This window comes from Aeromicrobium sp. 9AM (assembly GCF_902506105.1).
Taxonomy (GTDB): Bacteria; Actinomycetota; Actinomycetes; order Propionibacteriales; family Nocardioidaceae; genus Aeromicrobium.
Genome location: NZ_LR733304.1, coordinates 238783 through 251285, shown reverse-complemented (window position 1 = coordinate 251285; position 12503 = coordinate 238783). Strand labels below are relative to the sequence as shown.

Sequence of the window (12503 nt, the reverse complement as noted above, 5' to 3'; positions counted from 1 at the left end):
GCAGGCCACGACCCTATCTGGCTGCGCCGAGGGTCGTGGCCTGCAGGCCTTGGACTCAGCTGCCCCAGGTGGGACGGAGCGGCCAGTTCGCGTTGCCGTGCGCGTCGGTCTTGACCGCCAGCACGTGGTGCAGCTCGATCTCGTTGCGCTCGAACGCGAGCCGCGAGCCGGCCATGTAGATGCCCCACACCTTGGCGCGCCCGATGCTGACCTCGCCGAGCGCCTCGTCCCAGTTCTCGACGAGGTTGTCGCACCAACCCTTGAGCGTCATGGCGTAGTGCTCGCGCAGGTTCTCGACGTGGCGCACCTCGAGGCCGGCATCCTGCGCCGCCACCGTGATGCGGCCGACGCCCGTGAGCTCGCCGTCGGGGAACACGTAACGGTCGATGAACGCACCGGTGGACATCGTCTTGTTGTGGGGACGTGTGATGCAGTGGTTGAGCAGCCGGCCGCCGACCTTGAGGTGATCGTGGAGGAAGCCGAAGTACGCCGGGTAGTTGCGCACGCCGATGTGCTCGGTCAGGCCGATCGAGCTGATCGCGTCGAAGTCGGTCTCGGTGACGTCGCGGTAGTCCATGAAGCGGACCTCGGCGAGGTGGTCGAGCCCTTGGCGCTTGATCTCCTCCTGGGCCCAGGTCGCCTGCTCGCGCGACAGCGTCACGCCGATGACCTTGACGCCGTAGTGCTTGGCGGCGTGGCGGACCATGCCGCCCCAGCCGCAGCCGATGTCGAGCAGGCGCTGGCCCGGCTTGAGGTCGAGCTTGCGGGCGACGAGGTCGTACTTCTCGAACTGCGCCTCCTCGAGCGTCGACTCGAGCGTCGGGAAGACCGCGCAGGTGTACGTCATCGACGGGCCGAGCACGAGCTCGTAGAAGCGGTTGGAGACGTCGTAGTGGTGGTGGATCGCCTCGGCGTCACGCTTCTTGTTGTGCCGCAGACCCTCCATGGCGCGCCGCCACTTGGGCAGGTGCTCCTCCGGGGGCGGCGGCGGGGGCTTGAGGTTGCCGAAGCCGAGGCTGCGGACGATCTGCACCATCTCGGGCGCCGACGGCACCTTGAACTTGAGCTGGCTCATGACCAGGACCATGGCGTCGTAGGGGTTGCCCGGGTGCACGCCCTCGAGCTCGAGGTCGCCCGAGACGTACGCCCGGGCGAAGCCGAGGTCGCCGGGCGCCGTCATCAGGTAGGACAGCCCGCGCTCGTTGACGAGGCGCAGCTTGACCGGTGCGTCCTCCGGTCCCGCCACGCTGCCGTCGAACGCCTCGAAGCGGAACGGCAGGCCGTCCTTCATGAGCCGGCCGAGCGCATCCGCGATCGACAGCCGTACTCCCACGTCTGTGGTCATGAGTTCCTCACCGCTTTCTCGTACAGGGTGCTCAGTCTGCCCTCGGGGTCGTATCGCCCGCGGGCGGCGGCGAGCACCTCGCCGCCGTACATCTGCTCGAATGTCTCCTGGTCGTAGAACGCCTCGGAGTAGAGGGACTTGTGCCCGCCGAGGGTGTGCACGAAGTCCTCGATCTTGCGGTTGACCATGCCCTCTGGGCTGCCGGCCGGGACCTCGACGGTGCCCCAGAAGCCGGCGTTGACATACGTCTCGCCGGGCGTCAGTGGGTAGACCGGCCAGGTGCGGGTCGTCCGCAGCGGGCACAGCCACACCGGCCGCATGCCGACCTCGGCGTCGAACCACTCGAGGAACTCCGGCAGCCGGTCGACCGGCACCTCGACGTCCTGGATGACCCGCTCGCGGCCCGGCACCTTCTTGATGCGGTCGAGCACCTTGCTGAGCCCGATCTTCTCGTCGAGCCCGACCAGCCGGTGGTAGACGTCGCTGCGCCGCCACTTGGTGGGCCAGACCTTGCGGACCCACTTGTTCTGCGCGCCGAACGCACCCGAGCACCAGAACCAGTCGGTGTCCCAGCGCCAGATGTAGTCGTTCATCGTCAGGGCGTCGGTCTCGCGGGCCTGGATCGACCGGTAGAAGATCTGCTGGCCCGTGTAGTCGCTGACGGTCTGCGGGGTGTCCGTGAAGTGCGCCAGTGTCAGGTAGATCTCGTCGGGGCTGAACGCCGTGCCGTCGAGGCCGTCGACCCGCTCGCCGTGCCACTCGCCGGTCTCGGCGATGACCTCGATGGCCTTGACCGCGGCGGCGGCATCGGCGACCTGCACGTGGCGCAGGGTCACGAACGGAGGGACCTTCTCGAGCTTGATCCTCAGCCGCGTGGCGTAGCCGAGGGTGCCGTACGAGTTGGGGAACGCCTCGAACAGGTCCGCGTGGTCGCCCTCGGGCGCTGCCGTGACGATCTCGCCGGAGCCCGTGAGGATGTCCATCTCGAGCACCGACTCGTGCGGCAGGCCGCTGCGGAACGATGTCGACTCGATGCCCAGGCCCGTCACGGCGCCACCCAGGGTGATGGTGCGCAGCTGCGGGACGACGTACGGGATGAAGCCCTGCGCCAGCGTCTCGGCGACGAGCTGCTCGTAGGTGCAGATGCCCTGCACGTCGGCGGTCTGCGCCTCGGCATCGATCGCGATGACGCCGTCGAGCCCGCTGACGTCGAGGCCCGGCGAGTCGTTGCCCTGGCGCGGACGGAACAGGTTGGACGTCTTCTTGGCCAGACGTATGCGGTCTCCGGGCGCTATCCGTCCGTAGGACGCCAGCAACCGGTCAACGGCTTCCCCGTGGGCCTGCCAACCTTTCACGTCCATCAGGTTAGACCCGGAGTGGGAGCACGCACATCGCAGGTTGACCTAAGAGACAGCCACGAACCGAATTGCTGCGGCGTAACCCTCGATGCCCATGCCCACGACGACCGCTGCGGCGATGTCGCTGAGGTACGACGTGTGACGGAACGACTCGCGCGCGTGCACGTTGCTGAGGTGCACCTCGACGAGTGGGGCGGTCAACTGGCTGGCGGCGTCGCGCACAGCGACGGACGTGTGGGTCCACGCGCCGGCGTTGAGGATGACGGGCGAGCCGGCGTCGGCGGCGTCGTGCAGCCAGCCGATCATCTCGGCCTCGGTGTCGGTCTGACGTACATCGACCTCGACACCGGCCTCCTTGGCGACCTCCTCGCACCGCGCGACGAGGTCGGCATACGTGGCGATGCCGTAGACGTCGGGCTCGCGCACGCCGAGACGGCCGAGATTGGGGCCGTTGAGGACGAGGACCGTCATGCGTTCACCTCTGCAGTTGCCAGACCAGGACGTCGCCGCCGTCGCCGGCAGCACTCAGATCGTACGCGCCCTCGTCCGTCATGCGGGCCTCATCGCCGCTGGTCAGCGTGGTGCCGCCGAGGTCGACGGAGCCGACCATCACGTGCACGAGGCTGCGGCGGGCCGCCGGGACCGTCACGGTCTGGCCGGCCGTCAGGCGTACGACGAGGAGCTCCGCCGCAGTGTGGACGTCGACCGTCGGGGTCAGCTCACCGGGGTGCGGATCGACGTCGACCTGCGCGTACTCGGGCTCGCCGTCGTGGTCGGAGCCCAGCATCATCTGCACGAACACAAGAGGTTCGTCGGCCGACGCGTTCTGCTCGGAGTGCTGGACACCCGTGCCGGCACTGAGCCGTTGCGCGGTGCCGGGGCGGATGATCCCGCGGTGGCCCGTCCCGTCCTCGTGGTGCAGCGCGCCCTGCAGCACCCACGTCACGATCTCGACGTCGGCGTGGTGGTGCAGCTCGTAGCCGCGGCCGGCGTCGATGCGCTCGGTGTTGATCGCGATGAGCGGGCCGAAGCCGACGTTGTCGGGGTCGTAGTGGGCGCCGTACGAGAAGCTGTGCCACGTCGACACCCCGTCGCCGTCGGTGCGGAAGCGATCGTCGGCGCGGCGGATCTCAGGCATAGCCCAGCTCGTGCAGGCGGTCGTCCTCGATGCCGAAGTGGTGGGCGATCTCGTGCACGACGGTGATGCCCACCTCCTCGATGACGTCCTGCTCGGTGTCGCAGATCGCGAGCGTCGGGTTGCGGTAGACGTAGATGCGGTCGGGCATGACACCGCCGTACGACGTGTCGCGCTCGGTCAGCGGGATGCCGTCGTAGAAGCCCAGCAGGGTGGGATCGTCAGCGGGTGCGTCGTCCTCGATGAACAGCACGACGTTGTCGAGCAGCGCTGCGAGCTCATCGGGCACGTCGGCGAACGCGGCCTCGACGAGCTCGGCGAAGCGATCCTCGCTGACCTCGATCATGCGTCCATCCTGCCTGATGCGGTTTGGGCGGCACCTGCCTCACCCACTATGCTGAACGGGTTTTCCGGCCCCCATCGTCTAGCGGCCTAGGACGCCGCCCTTTCACGGCGGTAGCACGGGTTCGAATCCCGTTGGGGGTGCCAGTTTCAAATGGCATCTGACCTGCAACGATGCCTTCCAACAACCTGGACAACCGCTCATCCGGGTGCTGAATTGGCAACACTTTGGCAACAGCACGTTCAGCGGGTAGCGCGGGCGCCGATCCACGCTCCAGATTGCGAGCTGCATCCATCGCGTCGGCCACCTCGTCGAGCCGGTTCTCGAAGAGGTGGCCGTACGTGTCGAGGGTCATCGTCGCCGACCCGTGACCGAGCATCTGCTGCACGACCTTGACGTCAGCACCGGACGCGATCGCCAGGGACGCGGCAGTGTGCCGCAGCTCGTGCGGGTAGAGATCAGGGATGCCGATCGACTCTGCTGCCGGCCTGAACACCTTCCGAAATCCTGACACCCGCAACGGATTTCCGCTGCGGATGCCAGCGAAGACGAGGTCGTCCGGCTCCCTGTCCTTGAGGTGTTGGGCCAGGTCGTCGACGAGGAATCGCGGAATCGGCACCTCCCGTCGTTGGTGCGTCTTGGTGGTGCCCCACACCATGCCGAGTCCCTGCACCGGGGTGACCGATTCGGCGATGACGGCCCGCCTTTTCTCGAGGTCGATGCGTCGCACGCGCAATGCCGCCATCTCCCCGAACCGCACGCCCGTGTAGGCCAGGAACAGGACGACGAGGCGATACATCTCATTGGTGCGCTCGTCATGAGCTCGATGCTTGCTGACCTCGGCTGGGTAGCCGCAGGCCTGGGCCAGGGCATCGACCTGCGCATGGGTCAGGTAACGCCTCTCGTGCTTGACCGGTCGCGGGAGGTTGACCTGGGTGGCGACGTTCCGAACGAGCCGCCCGTCCCTGACGGCCATGTCGAGCATGAGCGAAAGCACGCGGTGGATTTTGCGAACCGACGCCGGCGACTGGGTCCTCGTCAGCTCGGTGACCCATACCTGGACCTCGGAGTGCGACACAGCGGAGAGCTTGACGTTGCTCCACGTCGGATTGATGTGCTTGCGCACGACACCCTCATACCGCTCCTGGGTCGTCGGCTTGAGCTGGGTCTGGCCCGCGAGCCAGAGCTTTGCCCACTCCCCCACGGTCACTCGCGAGAGCGCCGGGTCGACGTACGAACCGGTGTTCTTCGAGCTTTCGACACTGGTCAGGAACCGTTCGGCATCGACCTTGCGGTGGAAGGTCTTGTTGCGTTGCTTCCCGGCGGGTGTTCGGTAGTGCGCACGCCAGACGCTCTTGCCGTTCGCTGTGCGCTTCTCAATGCTGGCCATGACCGCCTCCTCGTCCCAGTCTCGATGGGTCGACGAGGGTCATCAAGGACTACCGACGCCGCTGTGGATCGTCTGCTCGTGCAGCCACGCGACCACATCGGCCCGCCAGTAGCGAACGGCACGGCCGACGCGGAAGCTGCGCGGTCCGGTTCCCATGTGGCGCCAGTACCGCAGAGTGGCAACTGGGGCGCGTACCAAAGCTGCAGCCTCGCCGAGCGTCAGGATAATGTCTTCGGTGTAATCGGATCGATTGAAGCTTTCGGTCATCGTGGACTCCTCGAAGTAGTTGTGTGTTTCCCCAAGGCCATCGACACACCCGCGAGAGGCCAGATCTGCTGGAGTCGGTCGCAACACTTCTAGCCGCGGTGTCACAGCTCCAGACACGAGCGTCGTCAAGCTGCCTGGTCGCCAGCCGTCCAGACCGATTTCATCGGAGTCTTCCGGGTTGATCTGGGACACGCCTTCACTGTCGCGCACACGCTAGGTGCCCTCGTGGAAGATCGTGTTAACGGCGAAGGCGTGAAGCTTACCGGCGGCGAGGATGAAGTGGTGTAGTCCGCGTCGGCAGACGGGAGTGCAGCCAACCGCCTCAGCAGGAGCTCGATGACGGAGGCTCATTCGACTCGAGGGAGGCGCATGGATAGTTCGCGGAACTCTCTCTTCAACGCGCGACCTTCCTCGCTGGTCGCGCCGACTCGCGTGCTGTATTCGGCGTCGTCATTGTGGAGTTTTTCCAGCGTCACTCCCAGCGAGTTGCTAAGTATCCGCAACTCATCACGCGTTACTTCAAGCACTACGCGGCCATTCGGCTGTTCAAACGCGTTCATTGCAGTCCTCAATCCAATCCAAGGAAGTAATCAAAGCCGTCGTCGGGTCGGAGGACCGTGCCTCCATGCGCGGAAGCAGGGTCACGGATGACAACCGAGTGACGCTCCCCGTCCCAATAGGCGGTTCTGCCTCGCGCAAGCGGCCGGACTAGCGACTGCTTGCTTGCGATGACGTCATCGACATACGTTCCGAGGGCGTCATCTGCAATACCCGTGTCCAGCCCCCGCGGGTTGGTCCACCCTGTGTGAGAGTTTTCCCGGTTTGGGACTTCGACCTCGACGCTAGGAACTGGTCCAGTGAGAACGTTGGTAGTCACTCTCACTTGCTCCTAACACCAGTCACGAAGCTTCGCCACGATCTGCTCTGTCGTGTACCTCTTAGCTGCTGGCATCCTCAACCTCCATTAGCACTCTCATTATCTGAAGCACTCACACAGAAGTTGGACCGAAAAACGGGGGGCCGGACAACGAGAATATTCGAAACGGCACTAGTCAACTCGACAAGCTTTACGCGGCGTACCGCCTCTGGGTCTCGCAACAGGTAGCACAGGCTCGAGCAGCCGAGCGTGGAGCACGGACGCGCCTGCGCCAGATGGACGCAATCGCGGCGCGAAGCGATCGTCTCGGAGCGCGATTGCAGGAAGTTCTGATTGCTAGGTCGCAAACGGTTGTGAAGCCGGGGAACGTGCAACTGGCCATCGGTGGTGTCGCGCACAACTGGACTGAGGTGAGGTCGCCCGAGTTTTGGCGCACCTATCTGGCGGACGAGCCGGAGATCACGGTGACATATCAATTGCCTTACCAAATCGAGAGCGCTTCGCTCGCCTTCGAGAAAATCCAGACCCTTTTGGGCGAGAAACTCTCGGCAGATGCGTGGACTGACAGCGATGGAGGCGAGTTGCGTACGGAGATATCTGAGGCCGTTTCGACTCAGCGCGAAGCCGCTCATGCTTCGATGTCAGATTCACTGGCGCAAACCGAGAAGCGGTTCGTATACGCCGGAGTCGACCAGTCATTCGCGAACGTCGCATCGCACCTACTTGGGAGCGCTGGCTTAGTGAGAGAACTTCTCGACCGCGGCTTCGTCGATGAGAACTTCACTTTGTACGTCACGCAATTCCCTGGCCAGAGCATCAGTGCCTCGGCGATGAACTACATCATAAAGGCGGTCCAACCCGACGCGATGGACATCGACTACCACTTCGGTGCCACTGAGGAAGTTGCAACTGGCGATATTGACGCAGTGCTGGACGCTGAGAGTGCGCGTGTCCTAGGCGGCCAAAGCATTTACAACATAGAGATTTTTGATCATCTTCTCGCGACAAGGCCGAGCAAGCTGAGCGATCCAATTCGACGACTTGCCGCCAACGCTGAAAGCCATCCCGAGTTCATTGCCGCATACATAAGTTCAGGTCAGTACTCCGCGTCGTTCGTGCGGCTTCTGAGCGCCCATTGGCCCAGTGTTTTCGAATACTTGATCGGGCAGGATCCTGACTCACTCGATGTCGCACTTGTTGGCGCCGCCCTTGAGGGGGTCAGCCCTGCATTGGCCTACAAGCTCAGCGAACCGCAGCGCGACGCGATAGCAGGCAACCTTGCAAATTTTGAGGCGATGACCGAGCCACAAGCGCCGGATCGCGCAAGATCGATCGCCCGGACCCTGAGCCGCATGGGAATCGTCTCTGTAGATCTGTCTCTCACCCCCGCGCCAATGAGAGAGGAGCTTGTCGCTCGCTCGCTCTACGAACCGACGCTCGCCAACCTGCGCGCGATTTTTGGTAGCGACGACCTCCTGCCGCTCGATGCCATCAAAGAGTCTCGTGCTGAAGACGTGTATATCCACGTGATTTCCCATATGCGTGACTACCTTCTGGCTCTCGATGAAGCTCCGGAAGTCCGGACGATTGCCCAAGCCGAAAATTTCGCTGTTGTTCTGAATGACGTAGGTAGCGCGGTGCCAGAACTAGTAGCAGAGGTGGCCGGGCGGGCCGATCCCGACTGTGCGCTGGGCGATCTCGAGACCTTGAACACTGCCCTCTGGCCGTCGGTGGCCGCTGCCCACCGACTATTGCTGACGCGCGCGACTGTCTCGACCTATATCGCCGAGTATGGCTTCGATGAGGTGACTGTGGAGTGGCTGACGTCCGCAGGCTCCATTGCTCCAGACGGGGACAGTGCCGAGACGCTGTCGCTGGCTTTGGAGATTCTCAACACCGATCAACTCGCGGATGATGCCAAATTGAGGCTTATCGAGACACTGGATCTGCAGGCCGGCTCAATCGCAGTCGACGACCTATCGGCCACCGCGCATCCGCTATTACCCGTGCTTGTACGGAACGGGTCCGTTACGGACGATTCTGACGCGTATGCCTGCCTGACAGACGAGGAATGGGAGACCAAAGAGGCTCTAATCACGGCGTCGGTCGAGTTCCCGGAGTACATGCTGTCTCTTGCGATGAGCACGACAGATCTTTGGATCATCTCCGCGCGGCCAGTTCCGGAACCCGTTAAAAACGCACTTCTAGACAATCTCACCACTTTCAATGATGATCTCGGCCCCCGCGGCGCGGGTGCCCTTGCTTCCTGGGCAGCGGCAGAGGCAAAGGATCCCAGTCCTGAGGCGGTGCTGACACTAGCCAAGGAGGGCGGCCCAGCGAGTGCACCCTCGATCGTCGCACTCCTTGGCGCCCAAGCGTCTTCGATCGACATCGACCTCTTAAAAGCTGCTCTCAATGCGATCGGAGATCCATACGAGCGATTGACCAAGCGGGGATGGGAGCGCCCGAAGGTTCCAGATACCGTAGGTATGGAGGCCGTCTTGCTTCGACTCAGATCCGTCGACATCGTGAGCAAATTCAAGAGGCACGAGAAGAAGCGGGTCTTTGAAGTTAGCAAACGGCGACCGTGAGTTGGGTGCGCCGAAGCAGTCATTCTGGGCGATGCGCACCTGCGTCTTACTGGGCGAATTGCCCCATCGCGAGTGCCCTACTTTGCGGGGACGGTCCGGCGGATGCCGCGATTGGGTTATGGGGCTTTGTTGGAGGGTGAGTTGGGACATGGTGGCGGCGATTTGTTGGGGGTCTCGTCCTTGGTCGGCTTGTTGGTAGATGGCAGAGCGGCGATGTCGGAGTGCCCGTAGCGTTCGAGGAGTGCTGCTTGGCAAGGGTTGCTGCGGCCATCACGCCGCCGTAGTGCACTGTCTCTGGAAATTAGAAACAGCTACCGAGACGGTTGCGAGGTCGGGGTTGTTGATCAGGATCGAGACGAAGGGAATTCCACACCACTGCGTCAGCGTCAGTCGCATGACGACTTCACCGAGGTGAGCGTCTTGCCAGGTTCGACCGATGGTGTCACGGCCACGGCAGCGCCTCCGCGCTGACCCTCGCCGGACATCGTGGTGCTCTGAACCGTGACGGTCTTGCCCGGATCGACCTGCACCGTCACGATCACCACAGGCCTGCCGTCGTGCGTGCCTCTCGTGAACGTCGTGGACTTGTCGTCGATCGTCACTCTCTTGATCGCACCGGCATCGGGACCGTAAAGGTAGAGATTCATCAGCATTGATCCCGGCACGGCACCGAAGCCCGGGCCCTGTATCGACTTGGGCAGTGACGATGAGTCGGCGGGGGCGATCGAGTGGAGCCTCATCTCGGACTCGTATGTCTGCACGCCGGCGTCAGTGCATGTCACAGATTTCGCGGTCACGCTGTACTGGAGGTAGTACTCCATCTTGGCGCCGGTCGCGTCGTTGAGATAGAAGCCGAGCGCAGGCCTTGCGGACTTGCCGACCGGCAGCGTCCCGGCCAGGGCGGTGTTGGCGAGCTCGCGCTGCACGGACGTGTCCTTGGCCCACACCGCGACGCGGCGCTCCGAGGCTGCGCGGGACAACAACTTCAGGATCGAGGTCGGGTCGCCGGCGCCGGTGAGAACTCTGTCGAAGATCTCCCGCGCTGCACTGGCGAAGAATGTGTCCTGCTTCACCGGATCCGGGTACTTCACGTATGCGTCGTTGAGGAGCACGTCGACCGCGTTGTCGGTCCGGAGCGCCGTGCCGTCCTCGAGGTCGACCGGGCCGACGCCTTTGAGCAGGTACGAGAGCGTGACGGGGTCGAGCGATAGCACCCCATCGACGGTCCGGCCCTTCTCCTGCTTGTAGATGTCCGCGCCGATCTGCGCCGCCCGAGGGAAGTCGGGCGTGAAGTTGATGTCGCGGAAGTCCGATGCCAGCTTGGTGTCGAAGAGCTTCCGCTCCTCGGAGCTGATCGGCACGACGGGTCCCGGCAACTCACCCATGGAGGAGCCGGCCCCCTGTTTACCCAGGCCGATCCGGCCGTTGTCTACCTTGAGCTCGGCATAGGCGCCCGGCAGGCCACCAGTGGCACGGATCTCCGCATTGTTCTGGAAGATCAACAGATAGGTGTGTTCGCCATCGAGCATTTGCGGCACGACTTTGGTGGCGATGCTCGCACGATGGGCGATGTTCGCGGCGACCTTGATCTTGTCCTGAGCGTCGCGCACAGGGCCCTGCACCTGACCCATCAGCGAAGAGGTGTCGATCGCCTGCAGCCTGACACTCGCCGCCTGGATCGCGGCGGCCGCAGACGAGATGTTAGGGGTGAGCCTCGCGATCGCCCGGACGTTAATCCTGCCGTTCCTGGGGTTGAACGTCTTGGCGCTGAATTGCTCGGCGACCTCGACCAGCGGAGGAAGCCCGTCATCGGCGACCGAACCAACGGCAGAGGCGACCGTACGAACGGCGGTGATGTTCTTGCCGAGGACGGGGGTCTTCGCACCGATCGACAGGAGTGGGCTGTGGAGGGACGACTGTGCAGATCCGATGTGGGAACGCAGCTGAGCCAGCTCGGTCTCTGCGCGCGACTGGTCGCCGGCCGTCAGCGCGGCCTGCAGCGCAGCAGCGTCGTCCGCGGCGAGGTTGAGGTCGCCACGGGCAGATGAGAGCTTGCCGTACGAGTACGCGGCGAGACCCACGACGACGAACACGACAACGACCTCGGCGCCGACGAGGACCATGCGACGGCTGAGCTTGGATGGCACCAATTCGCTCCCGGTTGGAGAGCGGCTACTTGTTGATGACCTTGATGCTCTTGGAGGTCCACGGGCTGCTCTTGAAGATCGAGCCGGACGCGCGGTAGTACTTGGCCTTGATCGTGTACCGCTTGTCATGCCTGACCTTGGGTGCCCTGATCGAGAACGTGGCACGGCCATTCTTGAGCGACTTGGTGTAGGTCTTGGCACGGAACCGGACGGCGACCTTGCCGCCGCTAACCGTCGCGTTGCCGGCCTTGACCCGGACCGTCACGCCGAACTTCTTGCCTTCGGTCACGCTCGAGCTGCTGGTGATCTTCGACGAGGTGGCGACGGTGTTCGGGTATGCGGCTTGAGCCGGCCCGGCGAGCGCTGCGGTGCAGAGCACCATCGCAAGCGTCGCGAAAATGGCAATGGCAGATTTCTTCATGTTTGACTCCCTCTAAAACAGCGCGGGCACTCCTACCCGCCTGACTCCCTGCGCCGAGCCTAAGCCACAGACATGTCGTCCAGATGAACCGGAGCCAGTTGTGTGCCGCCTCACATTCATACGCACGCTGACTTATACGACGGCCTGTCGCTGCTGACGCCAGATCACGACGAATGCCGCGCCCAGAGCGGCCCCGGCGGTGTTGGCCAACACGTCCACCCAAGAGGCTGTCCGGTCTGGTCGAGCGACGTCCTGCACGATCTCGATGGCGCCCGAAAGCACGAGTCCGAGCCCGACAGCGTGAAACCAGCGTGCTCGGGACAGCCAGACCATGACGAACAGGCCCAGGGGCGCGAACAACACCACGTTGGCGCCGATCTCCACGAAGTCGTAGGCCTGGAGAGGCGTGATGTCCAGGTTCCTCATCATCCACTGCACAGGCGGCCAGGCGACCACATCGATGTTCTTGTCGACGTGGGTCGGCCACAGGCCGATGAGGAGCAGGGCGGTCCCGTAGAGCGCCGTTCCGGTCACTGTCAGACGTGACGGCCGTGGCATCCCCCGAGCCTAGCCACGTGTGACCAACCCCCGGGCGGATCGCGGCACACGTCACACCGCTGTGGCTCTGC

The 12503-nt window shown here is 63.9% G+C and carries 11 protein-coding genes, 1 tRNA gene and 1 pseudogene; 2 read left to right on the top strand and 11 right to left on the bottom strand.

The genetic code is table 11. From position 1 onward, the window contains the following. Positions 1-55: 55 nt before the first annotated feature. Genes BOSE46_RS07335 through BOSE46_RS07315 form a run of 5 tightly spaced genes read right to left on the bottom strand, consistent with a single transcriptional unit; the run spans position 56 to position 4184 of the window. Complete coding sequence (locus BOSE46_RS07335) at positions 56-1345, bottom strand: cyclopropane-fatty-acyl-phospholipid synthase family protein (RefSeq protein WP_159539617.1); 1290 nt, start codon at positions 1343-1345, stop codon at positions 56-58. Continuing rightward, on the bottom strand, positions 1342-2706 hold the full coding sequence (locus tag BOSE46_RS07330) for an FAD-binding oxidoreductase (protein ID WP_159539616.1): 1365 nt from the start codon (positions 2704-2706) through the stop codon (positions 1342-1344). The genes BOSE46_RS07335 and BOSE46_RS07330 overlap by 4 nt, the downstream gene beginning before the upstream one ends. Positions 2707-2748: 42 nt before the next feature. Next, on the bottom strand, positions 2749-3174 hold the full coding sequence (aroQ, locus tag BOSE46_RS07325) for a type II 3-dehydroquinate dehydratase (RefSeq protein WP_159539615.1): 426 nt from the start codon (positions 3172-3174) through the stop codon (positions 2749-2751). A 4-nt stretch (positions 3175-3178) separates the two neighbouring features. Continuing rightward, on the bottom strand, positions 3179-3841 hold the full coding sequence (locus BOSE46_RS07320; protein WP_159539614.1) for a pirin family protein: 663 nt from the start codon (positions 3839-3841) through the stop codon (positions 3179-3181). Next, positions 3834-4184 carry a metallopeptidase family protein gene (locus tag BOSE46_RS07315; protein WP_159539613.1) on the bottom strand — a complete coding sequence of 117 codons (351 nt, stop codon included), beginning with the start codon at positions 4182-4184 and terminating at the stop codon, positions 3834-3836. Before BOSE46_RS07315 ends, BOSE46_RS07320 begins: the two co-directional genes overlap by 8 nt. Positions 4185-4251: 67 nt before the next feature. Between BOSE46_RS07315 and BOSE46_RS07310 the strand changes: the two genes are divergently transcribed. Beyond that, a tRNA-Glu gene (locus tag BOSE46_RS07310) sits at positions 4252-4327 on the top strand. 185 nt (positions 4328-4512) lie between these two features. On the opposite strand, the pseudogene BOSE46_RS21690 reads toward BOSE46_RS07310, so the two are convergent. The 3 genes and pseudogenes from BOSE46_RS21690 to BOSE46_RS07290 form a co-directional block, all read right to left on the bottom strand. Then, positions 4513-5571: pseudogene (locus tag BOSE46_RS21690) on the bottom strand (tyrosine-type recombinase/integrase); the annotation flags it as partial. Between the two features lie 42 nt (positions 5572-5613). Further along, on the bottom strand, positions 5614-6030 hold the full coding sequence (locus BOSE46_RS21430) for an AlpA family transcriptional regulator (RefSeq protein WP_236551650.1): 417 nt from the start codon (positions 6028-6030) through the stop codon (positions 5614-5616). A 155-nt stretch (positions 6031-6185) separates the two neighbouring features. Next, entirely contained in the window at positions 6186-6398 is a 213-nt protein-coding gene (locus BOSE46_RS07290) for a hypothetical protein (protein ID WP_159539612.1), read from the bottom strand. Positions 6399-7083: 685 nt separating this feature from the next. Here BOSE46_RS07290 and BOSE46_RS07285 point away from each other — a divergent pair. Then, positions 7084-9306 carry a hypothetical protein gene (locus BOSE46_RS07285; RefSeq protein WP_159539611.1) on the top strand — a complete coding sequence of 741 codons (2223 nt, stop codon included), beginning with the start codon at positions 7084-7086 and terminating at the stop codon, positions 9304-9306. 386 nt (positions 9307-9692) lie between these two features. On the opposite strand, the gene BOSE46_RS07280 is transcribed toward BOSE46_RS07285, so the two are convergent. From BOSE46_RS07280 to BOSE46_RS07270, 3 genes are all read right to left on the bottom strand, one after another. Then, a complete protein-coding gene (locus tag BOSE46_RS07280) occupies positions 9693-11453 on the bottom strand; it encodes a DUF4012 domain-containing protein (RefSeq protein ID WP_159539610.1) in 1761 nt (586 codons plus the stop codon). Positions 11454-11478: 25 nt separating this feature from the next. Continuing rightward, positions 11479-11874: a hypothetical protein gene (locus BOSE46_RS07275; protein ID WP_159539609.1), complete on the bottom strand. Its 396-nt coding sequence runs from the start codon at positions 11872-11874 to the stop codon at positions 11479-11481. 132 nt (positions 11875-12006) lie between these two features. Next, the gene (locus BOSE46_RS07270; protein ID WP_159539608.1) at positions 12007-12432 is read right to left on the bottom strand and encodes a VanZ family protein; all 426 of its coding nucleotides are present in this window, start codon (positions 12430-12432) and stop codon (positions 12007-12009) included. Between the last annotated feature and the right edge of the window lie 71 nt (positions 12433-12503).